Here is a 20,824-nt window from a genome sequence, read left to right on the forward strand (position 1 = left end):
CTCGTATCTTGTCCCTCGTATCCCGTACCTCTGTGTTACAGTGCGGTGCGCAACACCTGCAGATAACTGCTCAATTCGATGAAATCGCTTTCGCCGCCATACTCTGCATACAGCGCACGCTCCACCGCGCGCGGCGTCAGGCCGCTGCGTGCCGCGATCCACTGGCAGCGTTCGTCCGGCGTCATGGCGCGCAGCACGTAATGCTTGGCCAGCCAGGCCTGCTCGATGCGCTGGCGGTTGTGGCGGAACAGTGCCTGACCACGATCCAGGCGCCACAGATAATTGGCACTGGCGGCGAGATGCTCGCCGATATCGCGGCGCGGGGCATGCAGCGGCGGCAGCAGCGGACCGAGACGCGCACCCAGCTTCCACAGCCACAGCAGCACTGCGGCCAGCAGGGCCACCAGTGCATAGGCGGCCTGTTGCCAGGCCAGCTGCAGCAGCGAGGGCATCACCACGTCGTGTACCAGCCACACCTTGCCCTCCGGCTCGATACCTACCAGCAGGGCCAGCGCCAGGGCATGGTCCTCATCGCCGATCGCGCGGTTGGTAAGGAAGGTGTTATCGGCCAGTACCGTCACCAGCCCTTCTCCCACCTCGTATTGCAGCAGGCCATAGCCTTCCTCCAGCGGCACCCCGGCGCGCGCCAGTTCCTCGCTGTCCTCCAGATAGCGCCGGGTGGACATGTTCACGCCCACCGGCGTTTCCAGGTCGGCAAACTCGATCTCGATGCGTGTCTGCCAGGGGCGATCTGCCAACCAGTCATCCTCATATTCGTGCACACGCACACCCAGCTCCGCCAGCAGCCCGGGAATCCTGCGGTCTTCTTTCTTGCCGATGCGCAGCGTGCTGTCGGCACCGACGATCAGGTGACCACCGGCTTCAACCCATTCGCGCAACAGCCTCTGCCGCTCCTCGCCGGCGGGTGGCACGTAGCGGTACACCACCAGCACATCATCGCTGGCCGGCAGGTTGCGCCACAGATCGGAGCTGGAGACACTGGCGGCGTCACGGCCGATGCGCTGCAGATAGCGCTCGGCGGCGAGAAACGGATTGCGCCGCGCCTCCGGCGAATAGCCGTCCGTCACCTCCCGCTCGGCCAGCTCGAAATTGTTGAAAAACCAGATCACCGCCAGCAGCGCACCGATGCTGAGCACACCGCCGACGATCAGCCGCACCAGGCGCTGCTCATTCATGCTCTGGTACTCCGTACAGCTGCTGCCAGGTTGCGGCCAGTGCGGCGATATCCTGCGCCGCCGGTACCACGTGGCCGTAGGCACACCACACCCACACGCGGGTCAGGCGGGCAAAGAAGTCCCCCTCCGCCTGCGGCCGCTGGCTGCCGACGATACGCTGGCACTCGCCCTCGGTGGCGCTGTCGGGAATGCGCACATGGTGTTCGTGGATCAGGCGCACCAGGGTGGCACGATAGAGCAGGCTCAGCGCCGGGCGGATGCGCCCCTCTGCGAGCAGGGCGGTCACGGCGGCAACGACATCCTGCGGCAGGGATTCCGGCGTCACCGGCAGACCGAACAGTACCGGCGACGGCGCCGCATTGCGCGCGGTGCGGCGCTGCGGCAGCCAGTCGGTCAGGCGCAACAGGTAAAGGAGCAGCCAGCCGAGCAGCACGACGGCAGCCACCCACAGCAGGTATTCAAACAGTTCGGCGACGATGGGCACCCAGGAGGTATTCCACTCCGGCCGCTCCTTCTTTTCCGCGTCGCGCTCGCCGATATAACGCCAGTACTTTTCCATACGCTTGCTGCCGAAGTCCTCGTGCGCCAGCACCTCTTCGATGATCTGCTTCGATTCGGCATGCTCCAGCGCCCAGCTGTCGCTGGCCGGCCAGACCATACCGAACAGCAGGGCACAGCCGAGCAGCAGCGCCGCCGTGGCGCGCGCCGGCTTGAAGCGCGGTGCCATGCGGCGGAAGGCCAGTTCCAGATCCCAGGCCTCCAGCACCGAGCGGCGCGTCAGATACAGCGCAAATCCGCCCGCCACGTAGAACGGCGCCATGATGGACATCGCCAGCAGGCCGAAAGCGTTGCTCAGCCAGGCGAATACCGGCTCCTCGCCTTGCAGCATCTCCAGCCAGTCGTCGGGGCGCAATTCATCGGGGATCAGGTACAGCAGCAACAGCAGGAAGGAAAACTGCAGCACACCCTCGAAGTGGATGCCGCCGACGGTCAGCCAGGTACCGACGGACTGATTGGCGGACAGCACTTGCAGGCGCTTGCTGCGCGCCTCGCCCGTCAGTCCTTCCAGATGCGACACCGGCATGAAGAAGGAGCGATTGGAACTCAGGCGCCGCAGGGTGAGATTGGCCAACAGGCGCGGCCGCAGCACTGCGCGCCATTGCCCCAGCGTCTCGCGCAGCGTCAGCTCCTCGCCGAACAGGCGGCGGCTGAGCCAGAACAGCAGCAGCGGTTCATACAGCGGCTTGAACCACCACATCACCAGGGCCACTGCCCATGGCCATTGCTGCAGCAGCACCACGGCCAGCAGCGTCACCGGCAACGCCGTCGCAAACCACAGGCGCCACAGCGGCCAGAACCACTGCCGCGCCATCACGAAACCGAGGTCGAGCCCCTCCCACGGCGTGCGGTAGCGAATGTTGGCGCTGATCCGGTCAAGCTGCATCGCGACCCCGCCCGGCAAACCCCAGATACAGGATCAACACCGTCCACATCACGGCCGACACGGCATACTTCACCGCCGGCGCCACCGCGCCGTTGGATGACCAGAAGGCCTCGATGAAGGCGGCGCCGAGCAGCAACAGCGCCGCCCCCAGCACCAGCGTCACCGCCTCCAGCGCCGCCCACTTGAGCGCCTCGCCACGCGTGCGGCGGCCCGGTGCAATGATGGCCTTGCCCAGCAGCAGGCCGGCGGCGCCGCTGATGCAGATGGCGGTCAGCTCGAAGGCGCTGTGGCCGGCGACGAAGGTCCAGAAGGTGGCGGAGAAGCCGAGCTGGGTGAGGTGTCCGGCAACGCCGCCGATCACTACGCCGTTGAACAGCAGCAGCAGCACCGTGCCGACGCCGGCCAGCATGCCGCTGGCAAAGGTGCGGAAACCGATGCCGATGTTGTTCCAGATGTAATAGCCGAACATGGCGAAGTCGGTGGCGGAGGCGCGATCCTCGCTGCGTCCGGGCATGGGATTGGCCGGGTCGTACATGAATTCCATCGACGCCACCTCGAAGGGGTCGAGGATGGTGTAGATGAAATCGGGGTCGAGATAACAGGCGAGCCCCATGGCCAGCGCCGGGCCATAAAACAGGAATGTCGCCAGCCAGAAGGCGCGGGCGTGGCGGCGCAGGGTATTGGGAAAACCACTCCACAGGAAGGCCACCATGCGCCACAGCCACAGGCTCTTGCGCTGATACAACAGGCGATGACCACGCTGCACCAGATCGTGCAGTTCATCCACCAGGCCGGTGCTGTAGTGGCGGTGACGCGCCAGCGCATAGTCGGCGCACAGGCGCCGGTACAGCTCCGGCAGGCGCTCCAGCGCCACTGCGGCACGGCGGCGCGGCGGCTTCTCCAGCTCGTCGGCGAGCTGGCGGAAACTGTCCCACAGCGGGCGCTGCTGCTCGATGAACTGTTGCTGCTTCATCGGCCGCGCTCCAGCCAGCGGGCATAGCCCAGCACGGTCTGCACCGCCGCCGGGCCGTGTTCATCGGTGATGATCTCGGCCAGTTCCTCCACGCGTCCCGGTGCCAGCGTGGTGCTGCGTTCGGCAAAATCGAGCAGCGCGCACTGCTCCTCCACCGCCAGCGGCACCGGCAGGGCGCGCGCCTCGGCCTCGATGGTCACGTCCATGCGCCGCGCCGCCTCGGTGTACACCACCAGGGTGCCGGCAGCGAGATCGCCGAGACGCTGGAAGCGGCGGTTGATCAGCATCGACAGCAGGCCGATGCCGTAGAACAGAGGAAGGAAATCGACGACACGCAGCAGGTTGCGGATCAAGGAGGCGGCCCAGCCGACCGGTGTGCCGTTGTCGTGCACCACCGTGAGTCCCATGGCCTTCTTGCCCGGCGTGGCGCCGCGCGTCACCTCGAAGAAGACCGGGTAGAACCACTCCAGCAGGAACAGCATGATGAGAAAGGCGCCGACCCCCAGCTCGGCCAGGGGCAGCAGGATCATGGACAGCACGAACAACACCGTATAGCGAATCAGCGTGTCCAGCACGAAGGCCAGGGCACGCGGCACGGGACCGGCCACCCGCAGACCGAGGTCCACACCTTCGGGCGTCTCGAAGGTGTAGACCGTGTCCAGTTGCACCATGGAGTGTACGGTCGGATTAACGCGCCATCAGCGGGATGAGAACGGCGGCGAACACGCCGATCACGCCGAGGACCATGAAGCCGATGCCGATATAGCCGAGCACCTTCTCCCAGCCGCGTGTCACCCGCGGCGGGGCGTAGCGGTTGGCGCCTTCAGTGCCGCCCTTGAGCATCAGCACCAGCCCGAAAATCATGTTGGCGATGGGGACGATGAACAGCAGACTCCACCAGCCGGAGGCATTGAAATCATGCAACCGGCGGATGGCGAACAGGATCATTACCACCAGCATGGCGATCTGGAAGATCATCGCCAATGGCCCCATGGCCATCATCGCGCCGGGGTCCATGGCAGCCATGCCACCACCCAGCAAGGCCGCCAGGATCGAACCACCACCGCCGATCAACATGCCCCAGGCGATATAGCTCAAACGGCCGAAACGGCCCCTGGGAGAGAATGGTCCGGTTTCGTCAAAGCCCCCCTGACCGGGAACAGCGGAAACGTCGGCGGCAGGCGCCTGATAGGGATTGCTGAACTCCATGACTACAGCTCCATTGTTCGTTGTTGTCGGCGGCACCGTGCCTACGGTGCCATCCCCCTGGAGTGACGACCAAGACCGAAGCGGATGGTCGCCGGCTACTATAACAAGCCATTTGCAGAAATGAATACCGGCTGCACCATTGCACGCAGAAACTGGGCAACCTGTGCTGTAGGCGGGCGACTTATGGAAGGTCTGAATAAGTCCATCCTGGACTTCTCAGGTCGCTCCCGCCCCTCCCTGGGCTGCGCGACATAAGTCCATCCGTGGACAAAACCACGCCAAGCGAAAAGTGTGATTTTCGCTCGGCTTCATTTTTCAACGACTTATCGTCGTTGAAAAATGGCGGCACATCCCTGTGCCGCGGAAGCTCTGAACTTATTCAGAGCTTCCTTATGTCTTGCGAGCGCGGTAATAGTTGATCAAACCGTTGGTGGAACTGTCGTGGGAGACCACTGCGCTCGGCGCCGTCATCTCCGGCAGTATCGCCTTGGCCAGCTGCTTGCCCAGCTCGACGCCCCATTGGTCGAAGGAATTGACGTTCCAGATCACGCCCTGCACGAACACCTTGTGCTCGTAGAGCGCAATGAGGCGACCCAGGGTGCGCGGCGTCAGCCGGTCGAACAGCAAAGTATTGCTGGGGCGGTTACCGGGGAAGATCTTGTGATTGAGCAGCGCATCGATCTCTGCCTCGTCCTTGCCCTCCGCCTGCAACTCGGCGCGCACCTCGGCCTCGTTCTTGCCCTTCATCAGCGCCTCGCCCTGGGCGAAGACATTGGACAGCAGGATGGCGTGGTGATCGCCGATGGGATTCTGGCTGTGCAGCGGAGCGAGGAAATCCACCGGCACCAGTTTGGTACCCTGATGGATGAGCTGATAAAAAGCATGCTGGCCGTTGGTGCCCGGTTCGCCCCAGATGATCGGTGCGGTGGACCAGGTGAGGTTTTCCCCGTCGCGCGTGACGCGCTTGCCGTTGCTCTCCATGTCCAGCTGTTGCAGATAGGCGGGGAAACGGTGCAGGTACTGATCGTAGGGCAGGATGGCGTGGCTCTGCGCGCCGAAGAAGTTGTTGTACCAGATGCCGAGCAAGGCCAGGATCACCGGCATGTTCTTTTCCAGCGGCGCACTGTGAAAATGCCGGTCCATGTCGTGACCGCCGGCCAGCATCTCCTCGAAGTTGTCCATGCCGATGTACACGGCGATGGACAGGCCGATGGCCGACCACAGCGAATAGCGCCCGCCTACCCAGTCCCAGAACTCGAACATGTTGCGCGTGTCGATGCCGAAGGCGGACACCGCAGCGGCGTTGGTGGACAGCGCGACGAAATGCTTCGCCACCGCCGCCTCGTCGCCGGCGGCCTGCACCAGCCACTGCCGTGCCGTGCGCGCGTTGGTCAGCGTCTCCTGGGTGGTGAAGGTCTTGGAGGCGACGATGAACAGCGTGGTCTCCGGCTGGAGCTGCTTCAGCGTCTCGGCGATATGCGTGCCATCGACATTGGAAACGAAATGCACCCTGAGGCCAGGCTGTGCGTAGGGCTTGAGCGCCTCGCAGGCCATCAGCGGACCGAGGTCGGAACCGCCGATGCCGATGTTGACCACGTCGGTGATCGCCTGGCCGCTGTGGCCGGTCCACTGCCCGCTGCGGACGGCAGTGGAGAATTCGCGCATCTTCGCCAACACCGCCGCCACCCGGGGCATCACGTTCTCGCCATCGACCAGGATCGGCTGCGCGCCACGATTGCGCAGGGCCACATGCAGCGCCGCGCGTTGTTCGGTGTTGTTGATGCGCTCACCGCGGAACATGCGGTCGCACCAGCCGGTGACATCTCGCTGCCGCGCCAGCTCCAGCAGCAGTTGCATGGTCTGCGCCGTGATGCGGTTCTTGGAGTAGTCCAGCAACAGGTCATCGAATTGCAGCGAAAACGTGGCAAAGCGCTGCGGGTCGCGGGCGAACAGGTCGCGCATGTGGATATGGGCCACATCCTGATAATGGGCAGCCAGTGCCTTCCATGCGGCAGACTGGGTCAAGTCGGTCATTCCTGTTTCCTTTCCTAGATGTTGTCTTCGTCCGAGGCGTCCAGCGAATCGCGCCAGTGTTGATCATCCCGGTCGAACAGCCGGTTGGCCTCCAGCGGCCCCATGGTGCCGGCCGGGTAGGTGTGGATGAAATCGCGTTCCATGGCCCAGACCTTGAGGATCGGGTCCACCACCTGCCAGGCCCAGCGCACCTCGTCGTAGCGCAGGAACAGCGAATGGTCGCCCTCGATGACATCCAGCAGCAGCGCCTCGTAGGCATCGAGCTGACGCTGCGCCAGACCGCAGTAGGCGGCATCGAGGCGGGTGGTGCCGGTGCGCATCTCCAGGCCCGGCACCTTCACCTGGATTTCCACACGCAGGCACTCCTGCGGCTGGATCGACAGCAGCAGCCAGTTGGGCTTGAGCTGATCGACCTGGGTGCGGCGGAACAACTGCTGCGGCGGGTGCTTGAAACGGATGGCGATCAGCGAGGTGTCTTCGGCCATACGCTTGCCGGTACGGATATAGAACGGCACGTTGCGCCAGCGCCAGTTGTCGATGTAGAACTTGAGCGCGGCATAGGTTTCGGTGGTACTGTGCGGACCGACACCCTTTTCATCCAGATAGGCAGGCACCTTCTCCCCCTTCACCACACCGCGCGCATACTGGGCGCGGAAGGCATGGGCATGCACCGCACTGGGCGGGATTGGCCGGATTGACTTCAACACCTTTACCTTCTCGTCGCGCAGCGACTCGGCATCCAGCGCTGCCGGCGGCTCCATCGCCACCAGAGTCAGCATCTGCAGCAGGTGGCTTTGCAACATGTCGCGCAGGGCGCCGGCGCCGTCATAGTAATCGGCACGGCTTTCGATACCCTTCGACTCGGCATGGGTAATCTGCACATGGTCGATGTAGTTGCGATTCCACAACGGCTCCAGCATCAGATTGGCGAAGCGGAACACCAGCACGTTCTGCACCGTGCTCTTACCCAGATAGTGGTCGATGCGGTAGAGCTGCGACTCGTTGAAGCTGCGGTGCAGCTTCTCTTCCAGTATCTGCGCGCTCTCCAGGTCGTAGCCGAAAGGCTTTTCGATCACCACCCGGCGCCAGCCGGAATCCTCGGTGTTAAGCCCGCTCTGCGCCAGCCGCTCGCCCACCATGCCGAACTCGGCCGGACGGATCGCCATGTAGAACACCACGTTGTCCGGAAAGTGCGTGCCCTCGCTGAGGACGCGGCGCAGACGGTGATAGGATTCCACCTCGCCGAGGTCGCCCTGAAAGTAATGTATGCGCTGGGCGAACCGCTGCATCACCTCCGGCTTCAGACCGTGCCGTGCCCGCGGTATCAGCGTCGACTCCACCTCCGCGCGCCAGGTGTCGTCATCATATTCGCGGCGTCCGAAGCACAGGATGCGCATCGCCTCCGGCAGACGCTGGGCTTCTTCCAGGTGATACAGCGCCGGCAACAGCTTGTTGGCCGCCAGATTGCCGGTGGCGCCGAAGATCACGAAGGTGCATGGGTCAATCATCTGTTCACCGCTCCGCTGGCATTCAATATATTAGGGAAGCTCTGAACTTATTCAGAGCTTCCTTAACCCTTCTCCACCTTATGCCCGCCAAAGGCATTGCGCATCATCGCCAGCAGTTTGGCGGGATAGCCCTCCGCATCCTGGCTGGTGAAACGCATCTGCAGGGCCAGCGAGATCACCGGCAGGGCGACGCCCTGATCGATGGCCTCGATGGCGGTCCAGCGACCTTCGCCGGAATCCGCCACTACCGGGGCGATGTCCTGCAGTTCCTGGTCGGCGGCGAGGGCAGCGGCGGTGAGGTCGAGCAGCCAGCTGCGCACCACCGAACCATGACGCCACAGTTCGGCTATCTGCGCCAGGTCGAGGCTGAATTCCTGCTTGCCGCGCAACAGCGCAAAGCCCTCCGCATAGGCCTGCATCATGCCGTATTCGATGCCGTTGTGAATCATCTTGGTGAAGTGGCCGGCGCCGATGGGGCCGACGTGGGCCCAGCCGTTTTCCGGTGCCAGGGCGTCGAACAGGGGTTGCAGCGCCTTGACCGCCGCCGGCTCACCGCCGGCCATCAGACAGTAGCCCTTTTCCAGGCCCCACACGCCACCGGAGGTGCCGACGTCGACGAAATGAATGTCGTGCTCGGCCAGCAGCACGCCACGGCGCTGGGAGTCGTGGTAATTGGAGTTGCCGCCGTCCACCAGGATATCACCCGCCTCCAGCAGCGGAATCAACTGGTGGATCATCTGCTCGGTGGGTGAGCCGCTGGGCAGCATCAGCCACACCACGCGCGGTGTGGGCAGCATCCTTACCGCCTCGGCGGCCGACGCGGCGGCAATCATCCCCTCTTCCGCCGCCAGCTGGCGCACGCTCTCCGGGGAGCGGTTGTAGCCCACCACCTCGATGCCGTGGCGGCGCAGGCGGCGCACCATGTTGCCGCCCATCCTGCCCAGACCGATCATCGCCATCTTCATCGCCTGCCCCTCCCTCGTTGCAACAACATACGCGCCCCGGCGCACACTGCCCCTCGCCCGGCCCGGCGCGGGGGCGGGCAATGGCGGCTGCCATTGGTGGTGGCGCGAATTGCCGGCCCCGTTTGGTTTACCATAGGCGCCCTTGTCCGATTTTCTCACCATAGCATTTAACTATGTCACGAATCCTGTTTGCCAGCAGCGAGGCCCATCCGCTGATCAAGACCGGCGGTCTGGCCGACGTCAGCGGCTCGTTGCCGCCGGTGCTGCGTGCCCTGGGTGATGAGGTGCGCCTGGTGCTGCCGGCCTACCGCACGGTATTGCAGCGCCTGCCGGTGTTGCCCATCGTGGCGGAGCTGGTGCTGCCGGGCAGCGCGACGCCGGTGCGCATCCTGGAGGGCACCCTGCCGCATACCGGGGTTCCGATCTGGCTGGTCGATGCGCCGGCCTTCTTCGACCGCGACGGCGGCCCCTATCTGGGCCCCGATGGCCATGACTGGCCCGACAACGCCGCCCGCTTCGCACTGTTCTGCCGCGCCGTGGTGGAGCTGGCGCAGGATCGCGCCGGGCTGCATTGGCGTCCCGACGTGGTGCACTGCAACGACTGGCAGACCGGCCTGATACCGGCCCTGCTGGCCCAGGAACCCGCCCGCCCGGGCACCGTGTTCACCATTCACAACATGGCCTACCAGGGCCTGTTTCCCTACAGCACCTTCACCGCCCTGGGCCTGCCCGCCGGGCTGTGGCACTGGCAGGCCTTGGAGTTCCACGGCCAGTTCAACTTCCTCAAGGGCGGGCTGGTCTTCGCCGACTGGATTACTACCGTCAGTCCCACCTATGCCCAGGAGATCCGCCGCGCCGAGTTTGCCTACGGCCTGGAGGGCGTGCTCAACCACCGTGCCGACCGTCTGCGCGGCATCCTCAACGGTATCGACTACAGTGCCTGGGATCCGGCTCACGACCCGCTGATCCCCTACCACTACAGTGCAGTCAAACCGGGGGGCAAAAAGAAGAACAAGGCGGCACTGCAACACCAATTCGCCCTGCCGGCAGACCCCCACGCACCGCTGCTCGGCCTGGTCGGACGCATGGTGGAACAAAAGGGCATCGATCTGGTACTGGCGGTACTGCCGGAACTGATGCAACAGGGTGTTCAGGTGGCCGTGGTGGGTACCGGCGCATCCCACTACGAACAGGCCTTCAGGGCCCTCGCCGACCGTCATCCAGACCAGGCAGGCGTCTTCATCGGCTATGACGAAGGCTATGCCCACCTGGTGGAGGCCGGCGCCGACATCTTCCTCATGCCCTCGCGCTTCGAGCCCTGCGGCCTGAACCAGCTCTACAGCCTGCGCTACGGCACCGTCCCGGTGGTGCGCCGCACCGGCGGCCTGGCCGATACCGTGGTGCACACCGATGCCGTCACCCTGGCCGACGGCACCGCCACCGGCTTCGTCTTCGACCATGCCACCCCCGATGCCCTGCGCCAGGCCATAGCGCAGGCCCTGGCGCTGTACCGCCAGCCACAGGCCTGGCGCCAGGTGATGCAGAGCGGCATGCGGCGCGACTTCAGCTGGGAGCAGAGCGCACGCCAGTACCAGGAGCTGTACCGCCAGACCTGTTGAGCAAGGCGCGATGCCGGATACCCACAAGCTTCGCTCAAGCATTGCGGCAGCAACACGCTGTCCGAGGCAATATCCGCCCTTTCGGGTATACTAGCGCCCCCTGTGCGGACGGCGAACGCCGTCACAGATATCCATCATCCCGTGATCGGCGGGACTACAGGCCTACAACAATGATCAGCTTGAACGACAAGCAACTGCGCAGCCGGGTGAAACTGTTCGGCGCGCTGCTCGGGGAGACACTGAAGTCACAGGCCGGCGAGAAGGTGTACGCCGCCGTGGAAACCCTGCGCAAGGGCTACATCAGCCTGCGCCAGGAGGATTCGCCACGCCTGCGCCAGCGTCTCAACCGCTTCATTGCCAATCTCGACGCCGAGACGCTCACCCATGTGGTGCGCGCCTTCAGCACCTATTTCAGCCTGGCCAACATCGCCGAGGAGGCGCAGCAGTACCGCAGCCGCCGCCGCGCCATGCGCACCGGCGGCCCGCTGTGGACCGGCTCCTTCGACGAGGCCCTGCGCGACTTCAAGGCACGCGACGTCAGCGCGGAGCAGCTGCAAAGCCTGCTCAACCGCCTGGCCTACATGCCGGTGTTCACCGCCCATCCCACGGAGGCCAAGCGCCGCACCGTAATGGAGGGATTGCGCCGCATCTTCCTGCTGTCCGAGCGCCTCGACGACCCGCGCATCGGCAAGGAAGAGCAGCGCGACATCCGCGAGCAGCTGCGCACCGAAATCCTCATCCTCTGGAAAACCGATGAGGTGCGCGCCCAACGCCCGCAGGTGCGCGACGAGATCAAGAACGGGCTGTTCTATTTCCGCGAGAGCCTGTTCCAGGCCGTCCCCGCCACCTACCGCAACATGGACAAGGGCGTGCGCCGCATCTACGGCGCCGACAGCGGCGTGACCGTGCCCAGCTTCCTGCGCTTCGGTTCCTGGATCGGCGGCGACCGCGACGGCAATCCCTTCGTCACGCCGGAGACCACGGTAATGGCGGTGCGCCTGCACCAGCGCGAGATACTGCGTGAGTACGTCGAGCGCATCACCCATCTGAGTCATGTGCTGACCCACTCGCACCTGCTGTGCACGCCGAGCGAGGCCTTCCGTGCCAGCCTGGAGCGCGACGAGGTGTCCTTCACCGACGAGGCCTTCGCCGACAAGCCGCACCGCTTCATCAGCGAGCCCTATCGCCGCAAGCTGTACATCATGCGCCACCGCCTGATGCAAAACCTGCGTACCGTGGATGCCCGCCTCAACGGCAGCGAAGTGGAAGGCGCCACCGCCGGCTATCATTCGGAAAGCGGCTTCCTGCACGACCTGTACCTGATCCGCGATTCCCTCATCGCCCACGGCGACGCCATCATCGCCGACGGCGATCTGAAGGACCTCATCCGCCTGGTAGAGACCTTCGGCTTCTTCCTGGTACATTTGGACGTGCGCCAGGAATCCACCCGTCACACCGAGGCGGTGAGCGAACTGCTGGCACAGCAGCCCGAGCCGGTGGACTACAAGTCCCTCGACGAGGCCCAGCGCATCGCCCTGCTGTCCGAACTCATCGGCCACAACCCGCTGCCGGTGGACCGCAGCACGCTGAGCGAAAGCGCACGCGAGACGCTGGAGGTCTTCAAGGTGATGGCGCGCATGCGCAAGGAGGTCAGCCCCAAGGCCTTCGGCAACTACGTCATCTCCATGACCCATGCCGCCAGCCATGTGCTGGAAGTGATGCTGCTGGCGCAGCAGGCCGGACTGGTGGGCCGCCGCGGTGACGAATGGTTCTGCGACATCCGCGTCTCGCCGCTGTTCGAAACCATCATCGACCTGGAACACATCGAGCCGGTGATGACCACCCTGCTCGACAGCTCCACCTACACCGCCCTGCTCCGGGCCTCGGGCAACCAGCAGGAAGTGATGCTGGGCTACTCCGACTCCTGCAAGGACGGCGGCATCCTCGCCTCCTCCTGGAATCTGTATCAGGCGCAAAAGAAGATCGCCGCCCTGGCGGCAAGCCGCGGCATCGGCCTGCGCCTGTTCCACGGCCGCGGCGGCACCATCGGCCGCGGCGGCGGTCCGACCCACGAGGCCATCCTGGCCCAGCCCGCCGGCACCGTGCACGGCGAGATCAAGTTCACCGAGCAGGGCGAGGTGCTGTCCTACAAGTACAGCAACGCCGAAACCGCCGTGTTCGAGCTGACCATGGGCGTGTCCGGCCTGCTCAAGGCAAGCCGCGGCCTGATTGCACCACCGGCGCAGGACAATCCCGAGCACATCGCCATCATGCAGCAGCTCGCCGATTCCGGCGAAGAGGCCTACCGTGAACTGACCGATCGCACCCCCGGCTTTCTCAACTATTTCTACGAGGCCACGCCGGTCAACGAGATCGGCATGCTCAACATCGGCTCACGGCCCTCGCACCGCAAGAAGGGCGATCTGTCCAAGGGCTCGGTGCGCGCCATCGCCTGGGTATTCGGCTGGGCACAGTCGCGCCACACCATCCCGGCCTGGTACGGCATCGGCAGCGCGTTGGCCAAGTGGTGCGGCGACGATGCGCGGCGCATGGAGCAGTTGCAGACCATGTACCGCGAATGGCCGTTCTTCCGCGCCCTGCTCTCCAATACGCAGATGTCGCTGTTCAAGGCCGACATGGGCATTGCGGCCCAGTACGCCGGGCTTTATGCCAACCGCGAGGTGGCCGACAAGGTCTACAACATGATCGCTGCCGAGCATGGCCGTACCGTCACCAACGTGCTGCAGGTGGCGCAATTGAAGGAACTGCTGGAAGAGACGCCGGGCCTGCTGCTGTCGCTGTCCCGCCGCAACCCCTATCTGGACCCGCTCAACCACATCCAGATCATGCTGCTGCGGCGCTACCGCGACACCAGCCAGGGCGAAGAGGCACGTAACATCTGGCTGGAGCCGTTGCTGCGTTCGATCAATGCGATTGCGGCGGGGATGAGAAATACGGGATGAGTTGCAAGTGACAAGTTTCAAGTTGCAAGCGCACTCCAACCGCTGGCAACTTGTTACTTGAAACTTGCAACTGCAGACGGCTACGCCGCCTGGACAGGGATGGTATTGGCCGTGCGAATGACGTTGTTGTTCTCGTCGAGATACACCAGCGTCGGCTTGTAGGTGGCCAGCTCCTGCTGGCTCAGGCCGACGAAGGCGCAGATGATGATCACATCCCTGGGCGAGGCCTTGTGGGCGGCGGCGCCGTTGATGGAAATGATGCGCGACCCGTCCTCGGCGCGGATGGCGTAGGTGGTGAAACGCTCACCGTTGGTCACGTTGTAAATCTGGATCTGTTCATACTCGCGGATCCCTGCCAGATCCAGCAGCTTGCCGTCGATGGCGCACGAGCCCTCGTACTCCAGCTCCGAGTGGGTCACCCGGGCGCGGTGCAGTTTGGCTTTGAGCATGGTCAGGTGCATGGGTCAAGCTCGTTTCGTCACAAAACAGGGGCGCCAATTATGGGGCTTCGTTCGCCCCGGTTCAATGCAAAATCGCAGACTCCGCGTCTTTCTGCGAAATTAATCTAGATCAATCAACAGGTTATCTATGAGTCGTGTCTTACCCAGGCGCGCCGCCACCAGCGCTACCAGGCGGCGCTCGCCCGCCTGCGGCAAGCCCAGATCCTCCGCCCGCCGCACACTGACATAATCGGGGCGAAACCCCGCCCGCTCAAGGCGCGCCACGGCCATCGCCTCCAACGTCGCGTAGTCCCGCGCCCCCGCCCGCACCTCGGCCGCCAGCGCCTGCAGTGTGGCATAGACCTCGCTGGCCAGTCGGCGTTCGGCGGCGGCGAGATAGCCGTTGCGCGAACTCATCGCCAGGCCATCGGCCTCGCGCACCGTGGGCACGCCAATGATCTCCACCGGCATATCGAGATCGCGCACCATCCGGCGGATCACCAGCAACTGCTGATAATCCTTCTCGCCGAACAGCGCCACAGCGGGCTGCACGATATGGAACAGCTTGCTCACCACCGTGGCCACGCCGCGGAAATGGCCGGGGCGGAATGCGCCGCACAGGATGTCGGACAGGCCCGGCACCTCGACGAAGGTCAGGCCCTCACGCCCCAGCGGATACATCTCCTGCTCGCCGGGGGCGAACAACAGGTCGCAGCCCGCCGCCGCCAGCTTTGCCTGATCCGCCGCCAGGGTGCGCGGATAGGCGGCGAAGTCCTCATTGGGACCGAACTGCAACGGATTGACGAAGATACTCGCCACCACTTTGTCGGCATGGCGATGGGCCTCGTCGACGAGATGGATATGCCCGGCATGCAGATTGCCCATGGTGGGCACGAAGGCGACGCGCGCACCTGCGGCATGCCAGGCGGCGACGACGGCACGGACTTCAGCGATGGTGGTTGCGGTTTGCATGGCTCGGTTTAGGAAAGTCAAAAGATTTCAACGCAACGACGCAAAGAACGCGCAGGGCCGCAAAGATGTTTCATTGCCTGGTGTAGAAGTCCTTGTGGGAGCCCGACAAGCCGGGCTCCCACGACGCGCAAAAGAAACTTTGCGTTCTTTGCGCCTTTGCGTTGAAGACTCTTATACACGTCAGTCGACGCAGTGCTCGGGGCCGGGGAAGCGTTTTTCCTTCACTGCCTGCACGTAGGCGCCGACGGCGCCGGCGATGGAGCCGGCCGGCGGCAGGAAGTCCATGGAGAATTTCGGCCGCTTGCCCGGCGTGATGCCGAGCATGTCGTACAGCACCAGCACCTGGCCGTCGGTGTCGGGGCCGGCGCCGATGCCGATCACCGGCACATCCACCGCCGCGGTGATCTCGGCGGCGAGGCGGCTCGGCACGCACTCCAGCAACAGCAGGTCGGCACCGGCGTGGGCCATGGCCTGGGCACAGGCAATCATTTCATTGGCGCTGTCGCTGTCGCGGCCCTGCACCTTGTAGCCGCCCAGCTTGTGCACCGTCTGCGGCAGCAGGCCGAGGTGGGCGCATACCGGCACGCCGTAATCGGCCAGATGCTTTACCGTATCCACCATGCCGCCGTGCACCTCCAGCTTGACGCAGTGGGCGCCGCCCTCCTTCATCAGGCGCGCCGCGTTGGCCAGCGCCTGCGGCGGCGTGGCATAGCTGAGGAAGGGCATGTCGGTCATCACCAGGGCGCGCCGGCTGCCGCGGGCCACCATCTGCGTGTGATACACCATCTCGTCCATGGTCACCGGCAGGGTGGTGTCCTTGCCCTGCACCACCATGCCGAGGGAGTCGCCCACCAGCAACACCTCCACCCCGGCCTCATCGAGGACATGGGCAAAAGCCGCGTCGTAGGCGGTAAGCGAGGTGAATTTCTCGCCCGCCTGCTTCATGCGGCGCAGGGTGCTCAGGGTCACGTTGCTCATGGCAGTCACAGCTTCAGCGGCAAGGGATTGAAGTAGTGGCGCCCGCTGCGCATGGAGCGCACCTGCTCCAGCAGCTGGGCGTAGTCGGCGTCGCCCTGCGCCAGATTGATTTCGGCGGCATTGACGATGAGCAGCGGCGTCTGGTCGTACTGGTAGAAAAACTGGGTGTAGGCCTCCGCCACCCGGCGCAGGTAGTCCGCCGACAGCTGGCGCTCGTAGCTGCGGCTGCGCCGGGCGATGCGCTCCAGCAGCACCTCCACCGGCGCCTGCAGATAGATCACCAGATCGGGCAGCGGCGCATCCAGGGTCAGGTGTTCATAGGCCTGCTCGTACAAACGCAGCTCGTCGTCATCCAGGGTGAGCTGGGCGAACAGGCGGTCCTTCTGCATCAGGAAATCGGCCACCCGCACCGGCGCGAACATGTCGCCCTGACGCCAGGATTGCAGCTGACGTGCGCGCTGGAACAGGAAGAACAGCTGGGTCGGCAGGGCCGCACTGCGCGGGTCCTGGTAGAAGCGCTCCAGGAATGGATTTTCGTCCGCCCCCTCCAGCATCAGCTCGCTGCCGAAGGTCTCCGCCAGACGCCGCGCCAGGGTGGTCTTGCCGACACCGATGGGCCCCTCCACCACGATGAAGCGGGGGGCGGACTGTTGGTCGGCAGTGGCATCCAGACGCAGGGGTCGAGTCATGGTTTCAGGATATCACGCCGGCGTCGCCGCCGCCGTCGGCCAGCGGCTCCAGACCGGCGGAATCACATTGCCGCAACAGATCCGCCAGACGACGGCCATCGGGCAGCAGCAGATCCGGGACCAGTTCGGCCAGGGGATAGAGCACGAAGCTGCGTTCGGCCAGCCCCGGATGGGGCACGCTGAGCCGCGGCGTGGCCAGCACCGTGTCGCCATACAGCAGGATGTCCAGGTCCAGGGTGCGCGGCCCCCAGCGGCGCAGGCGCACCCGGCCCTGCGCCGTCTCGATGGCCTGCAGGGCATCGAGCAGGGCCTCCGGCGCCAGCCCGGTGTCGAGGGCAGCCACGGCGTTGACGTAATCGGGCTGGTCCTGGGGGCCGAGGGGGGCGCTGCGGTAGAAACGGGAACAGGCGGCGAGCCGGGTATCAGGTATCCCGGCCAGGGCAGTCAGGGCACGGCGCAACTGCTCCGCCGGATTATCGAGATTGCTGCCCAGGCCGATGTAAGCGCGTACTGCGGCCACGTATCAGCTTTCGGCAGAGGCCGGCTGGCGCGGCTTGCGGCGGCGACCGCCGCGGGGGCGGCGCTTTTTACCGCCGCTGCCACTGCGCTGGCCGTCGGACAGTTCCAGCCGTCCGGCCTCGTCGGCGGCGATGAACTGGGTCCACCACTCCGCCAGTTCGCCCACCTCCTCGCCGCTCTCGGCGCGCAACAGCAGGAAGTCGTAGGCGGCGCGGAAACGGGGATGCTCGAGCAGACGGAACGGGCGCCGCCCGCCGGTGGCGGTCAGGCGCTCCTGCATCTCCCAGATCTCACGCGACTGCAGGGTGAAGCGCTTGGGGAAGGCTACGCGCTGGATCTGTCGCGCCACCACCCGGTCGCCCGCCTGCTGCATGGCCGGCAGCCCGCCCTCGCCCTGCTCGCGCAGGCGCTCGGCCTCCTTGCGCGCCGGCTCCCACAACAAGGCGGCGAACAGGAAGGCCGGCGTCACCGCCTTGCCCTCCTGCAGGCGCCGGTCGGTGTTCTCCAGGGCGCGCGCCACGAAGGTGCGCGGGTAGTGGTGGTCCTCGTAGCGCAGCCAGTGCTCGGTCTCCGGGAACAGGTGGCCGAACAGGCGGTAGTGGCGCAGCAGCTCATAGGTTTCCACCGCGTAGCCGCTCATGAACAGTTTGAGGGATTCGTCGAACAGGCGTGCCGCCGGCACCTCCTCCAGCAGGCCGCCCAGTTCCAGGATGGCCTGTTCGCTGGCCGCATCGATGCGGAAGCCCAGCTTGCCGGCGAAGCGCACCGCGCGCAGCATACGCACCGGGTCTTCGCGGTAGCGTGCCTGCGGGTCGCCGATCATGCGCAGGCGGCCGGCCTTGAGGTCGTCCATGCCGCCGGTGTGATCGACCACCGAGAAGTCGGCGATGTTGTAGTACAGGGCGTTGACGGTGAAGTCGCGCCGCCAGGCATCGTCTTCCAGGGTGCCATAGACGTTGTCGCGCAGGATCATACCGTTTTCCATCACCCCCTCGCCCTCCTCACCCGCCTCGTGATGGGCGCGGAAGGTGGCCACCTCGATGACCTCCTGGCCGTAGCGCACATGGGCCAGGCGGAAGCGGCGGCCGATGAGGATGCAGTTGCGGAACAGCGCCTTCACCTCCTCGGGCCTGGCATTGGTGCTGATGTCAAAATCTTTCGGTTCACGCCCGAGCAGCATGTCGCGCACGCCGCCGCCCACCAGATAGGCCTCGTAGCCGGCCTTGTGCAGGCGGTACAGCACCTTGAGGGCGGCCTCGCTGATGTTGGAACGGGACAGGCCGTGTTCACCGCGGGGGATGATGCGGGGAGCGGGACGGGCGGCGGGGGTATCTTCCTTGCGCTTACCCAGTCGGAATTTTTTCGCCAAAGATTGCTTGAGCCGTGAGAGCATCCGGGTATAATACCACGCGCTTTTCGCTGCCCGACAGCGGCAATTACGCTCCCATCGTCTAGCGGTCTAGGACACCGGCCTCTCACGTCGGTAACAGGGGTTCGATTCCCCTTGGGAGCGCCAATCGCAAAGGCCGGTCATGGTGACATGACCGGCCTTTTTCATTGTCGCCTTGCGCTGGTTCAGAACTCCAGGTTGGGGCGCAAGATGATGGTGAAATTGTCGTTACGGCCCTCGGCCAGCGTGCCGGTGTATTTCTTGTCCGTATACCAGATAAAACCCAAGTCCAGGACAAACGCGGCGCTGTAACGCTGCAGCGGCCATTTCTTGCCCACGGTCAGCTCCTGCTCCACCAGGGAAAAGCTCTGCCGATCGACGCTGATGCGGTAGGCGATGTTGCTGTTTTCCAGCAGCGGCAACAGGCGGGTGGGCGTATTGTAGTCGAGATGGTTGCGCCGCAGACCGAGATATATCGTATCGGTGATGTCGGGGTTGTCGTGCCACTTGGCTCCGACGCGGTAGCTCATGGCGAGACGATGATTGCGGTAGTGGCGATCGCTCTTCAGCTTGTATTCCAGTTCCAACCAGTTGTCGTTGATGAGTTCGTTGGCCTTGATGTGATAGTTGCCGGTACTGACCAAGTAGCCCACATGACCCTTGTTGATTTCGCCGTGGATGGCCTCCGGCGCGGCATAGTCCACCACGTTGCCGAAGAAGGCGGAAAACGCGTAGGGCTCCTCGAAGCCGGCAGTAACCGACTCGACGAGATTGAAGCCGCCGCTGAAATCGGCATCCTCATACAGGCCAGGGTGATTTTTCTTGAGATATACACCGGCCAGCGGCATCGGGTAGACGCTGGCCTCCAGCAGCATGAAGCGTGGCAGGAAGGCATCCAGCAGCAGGGTGCGGTAGATCTCCGCTTCGCTCACCGCGCCCAGGCGCTGAATCGGCTTTTCGGTCAGCGGCACATAGACGCCGAGACTGCTGTAATACGGCGCCAGCTCATGCACCACCTCGACACCGTTGTCGCCCGCATTCTCCGCGAACGCAGGCGCACAGGCCACCAGACCACCTGCGGCAAGCGCCGCCAGCCACCTGCGCAATCCCATCGCCGTTACCGCCCCTCGGGATCGGTTGTGGCACGCAGCGAGAGCACCAGGGAGACACGACGATTCACCGCCCGGCCGGCAGCGGTGGCGTTGTCCGCCAGCGGGCGGGTATCGGCATAGCCGATGGCGCGCAGGCGTTGTGCCGCCACCCCCTGGCCGATCAAGTGGCGCACCACGTTGCTGGCGCGCGCCGCCGACAGTTCCCAGTTGGAGGGAAAGATTTCGGTGGCAATGGGCACGTTGTCGGTGTGGCCCTCCACCGCAATGGCATGACCATCCTGACGCAGCAACGGCACCAGAGAGTCCAGCAAGGCGCGTCCCTCGGGGCGCAGTTCGGCCCTTCCGGTGGCAAACAGGATACTTTCCTTCAGCCGCAGCTCGATGCTGCCGGTATGGGTCAGAACCTCTACATTGTCGCTCAACCCCTGTTGCCGGATGGTCTGGCCGATCTGTTCCGCCAGCGCCTGCTCCTCGCTCACCGGCGCCGCCTCCGGCCGCACCACGCGCCCCATCTCCTGCGACACCGCCTCGGACAGTTCGCGGTAGGCCTCGCTGTCGGTCTTGGCGTAGGCCAGCATCAGCACGAACAGGGTCAGGATCAGGGTCAGCATATCGATATAGGTGAAGACCCAGGCGTTGTCGTCTTCATAGGTGGAATCGTGCCGCACCTCATGGGTCTGCGCCCAGGGCAACGGCGTGCGCCGCGCCTCCTCCAGCTCGGCACGCAGGCGGTCGGCATCGAGACGGTACTCATCCTCCGGCGTCGGCGCGCCGTTGCCATTGGAATTGTTGTTGTCGGCCGGAGTCATGACC

18 protein-coding genes and 1 tRNA gene are annotated in these 20,824 nt (G+C 64.8%); 3 read left to right on the plus strand and 16 right to left on the minus strand.

All coding sequences use genetic code 11. The features are described 5' to 3' along the window. Window positions 1–35 precede the first annotated feature (35 nt). The 8 genes from EP379_RS11555 to gnd all read right to left on the minus strand — a co-directional run bounded on the left by EP379_RS11555 (window position 36) and on the right by gnd (window position 9,491). A complete protein-coding gene (locus tag EP379_RS11555; protein ID WP_127477950.1) occupies window positions 36–1,196 on the minus strand; it encodes a DUF4350 domain-containing protein in 1,161 nt (386 codons plus the stop codon). After that, window positions 1,189–2,640, minus strand: a complete 1,452-nt coding sequence (locus EP379_RS11560; RefSeq protein WP_127477951.1) for a DUF4129 domain-containing protein — start codon at window positions 2,638–2,640, stop codon at window positions 1,189–1,191. The genes EP379_RS11555 and EP379_RS11560 overlap by 8 nt, the downstream gene beginning before the upstream one ends. Beyond that, window positions 2,630–3,613, minus strand: coding sequence for a stage II sporulation protein M (locus EP379_RS11565; protein WP_127477952.1), 984 nt, complete (start codon window positions 3,611–3,613; stop codon window positions 2,630–2,632). Before EP379_RS11565 ends, EP379_RS11560 begins: the two co-directional genes overlap by 11 nt. After that, entirely contained in the window at window positions 3,610–4,284 is a 675-nt protein-coding gene (locus EP379_RS11570; protein ID WP_127477953.1) for an RDD family protein, read from the minus strand. Before EP379_RS11570 ends, EP379_RS11565 begins: the two co-directional genes overlap by 4 nt. A gap of 16 nt (window positions 4,285–4,300) precedes the next feature. Further along, window positions 4,301–4,822 carry a DUF805 domain-containing protein gene (locus EP379_RS11575; RefSeq protein WP_127477954.1) on the minus strand — a complete coding sequence of 174 codons (522 nt, stop codon included), beginning with the start codon at window positions 4,820–4,822 and terminating at the stop codon, window positions 4,301–4,303. A 390-nt stretch (window positions 4,823–5,212) separates the two neighbouring features. Continuing rightward, the gene (gene pgi, locus EP379_RS11580) at window positions 5,213–6,856 is read right to left on the minus strand and encodes a glucose-6-phosphate isomerase (protein ID WP_127477955.1); all 1,644 of its coding nucleotides are present in this window, start codon (window positions 6,854–6,856) and stop codon (window positions 5,213–5,215) included. A 14-nt stretch (window positions 6,857–6,870) separates the two neighbouring features. Beyond that, entirely contained in the window at window positions 6,871–8,364 is a 1,494-nt protein-coding gene (gene zwf / locus EP379_RS11585) for a glucose-6-phosphate dehydrogenase (protein ID WP_127477956.1), read from the minus strand. A gap of 62 nt (window positions 8,365–8,426) precedes the next feature. After that, a complete protein-coding gene (gene gnd, locus EP379_RS11590; RefSeq protein ID WP_127477957.1) occupies window positions 8,427–9,491 on the minus strand; it encodes a phosphogluconate dehydrogenase (NAD(+)-dependent, decarboxylating) in 1,065 nt (354 codons plus the stop codon). A gap of 11 nt (window positions 9,492–9,502) precedes the next feature. On the opposite strand from gnd, the gene glgA reads away from it, so the two are divergent. Both glgA and ppc read left to right on the plus strand, forming a co-directional pair. Then, entirely contained in the window at window positions 9,503–10,948 is a 1,446-nt protein-coding gene (gene glgA / locus EP379_RS11595; RefSeq protein WP_127477958.1) for a glycogen synthase GlgA, read from the plus strand. Between the two features lie 170 nt (window positions 10,949–11,118). Continuing rightward, on the plus strand, window positions 11,119–13,911 hold the full coding sequence (gene ppc, locus EP379_RS11600) for a phosphoenolpyruvate carboxylase (RefSeq protein ID WP_127477959.1): 2,793 nt from the start codon (window positions 11,119–11,121) through the stop codon (window positions 13,909–13,911). Between the two features lie 80 nt (window positions 13,912–13,991). On the opposite strand, the gene panD is transcribed toward ppc, so the two are convergent. The 6 genes from panD to pcnB form a co-directional block, all read right to left on the minus strand. Then, window positions 13,992–14,372: an aspartate 1-decarboxylase gene (gene panD / locus EP379_RS11605; protein ID WP_127477960.1), complete on the minus strand. Its 381-nt coding sequence runs from the start codon at window positions 14,370–14,372 to the stop codon at window positions 13,992–13,994. A 99-nt stretch (window positions 14,373–14,471) separates the two neighbouring features. After that, window positions 14,472–15,323: a pantoate--beta-alanine ligase gene (panC, locus tag EP379_RS11610; protein ID WP_127477961.1), complete on the minus strand. Its 852-nt coding sequence runs from the start codon at window positions 15,321–15,323 to the stop codon at window positions 14,472–14,474. A 180-nt stretch (window positions 15,324–15,503) separates the two neighbouring features. Continuing rightward, window positions 15,504–16,301, minus strand: coding sequence for a 3-methyl-2-oxobutanoate hydroxymethyltransferase (gene panB, locus EP379_RS11615; RefSeq protein WP_127477962.1), 798 nt, complete (start codon window positions 16,299–16,301; stop codon window positions 15,504–15,506). Window positions 16,302–16,306: 5 nt separating this feature from the next. After that, window positions 16,307–16,990, minus strand: coding sequence for a deoxynucleoside kinase (locus EP379_RS11620; RefSeq protein WP_127477963.1), 684 nt, complete (start codon window positions 16,988–16,990; stop codon window positions 16,307–16,309). Window positions 16,991–16,994: 4 nt separating this feature from the next. Continuing rightward, on the minus strand, window positions 16,995–17,510 hold the full coding sequence (gene folK / locus EP379_RS11625; RefSeq protein ID WP_127477964.1) for a 2-amino-4-hydroxy-6-hydroxymethyldihydropteridine diphosphokinase: 516 nt from the start codon (window positions 17,508–17,510) through the stop codon (window positions 16,995–16,997). A gap of 3 nt (window positions 17,511–17,513) precedes the next feature. Next, entirely contained in the window at window positions 17,514–18,878 is a 1,365-nt protein-coding gene (gene pcnB / locus EP379_RS11630; RefSeq protein WP_232023900.1) for a polynucleotide adenylyltransferase PcnB, read from the minus strand. A 71-nt stretch (window positions 18,879–18,949) separates the two neighbouring features. Between pcnB and EP379_RS11635 the strand changes: the two genes are divergently transcribed. Continuing rightward, window positions 18,950–19,025, plus strand: a tRNA-Glu gene (locus EP379_RS11635). A gap of 59 nt (window positions 19,026–19,084) precedes the next feature. Here EP379_RS11635 and EP379_RS11640 read toward each other — a convergent pair. Together EP379_RS11640 and EP379_RS11645 are read right to left on the minus strand one after the other, a co-directional pair. After that, a complete protein-coding gene (locus EP379_RS11640; protein ID WP_127477966.1) occupies window positions 19,085–20,011 on the minus strand; it encodes a hypothetical protein in 927 nt (308 codons plus the stop codon). A 5-nt stretch (window positions 20,012–20,016) separates the two neighbouring features. Beyond that, on the minus strand, window positions 20,017–20,820 hold the full coding sequence (locus EP379_RS11645; RefSeq protein ID WP_127477967.1) for an OmpA/MotB family protein: 804 nt from the start codon (window positions 20,818–20,820) through the stop codon (window positions 20,017–20,019). Between the last annotated feature and the right edge of the window lie 4 nt (window positions 20,821–20,824).

The organism is Sulfurivermis fontis, from assembly GCF_004001245.1.
In the GTDB taxonomy this organism is placed as follows: domain Bacteria; phylum Pseudomonadota; class Gammaproteobacteria; order Thiohalomonadales; family Thiohalomonadaceae; genus Sulfurivermis; species Sulfurivermis fontis.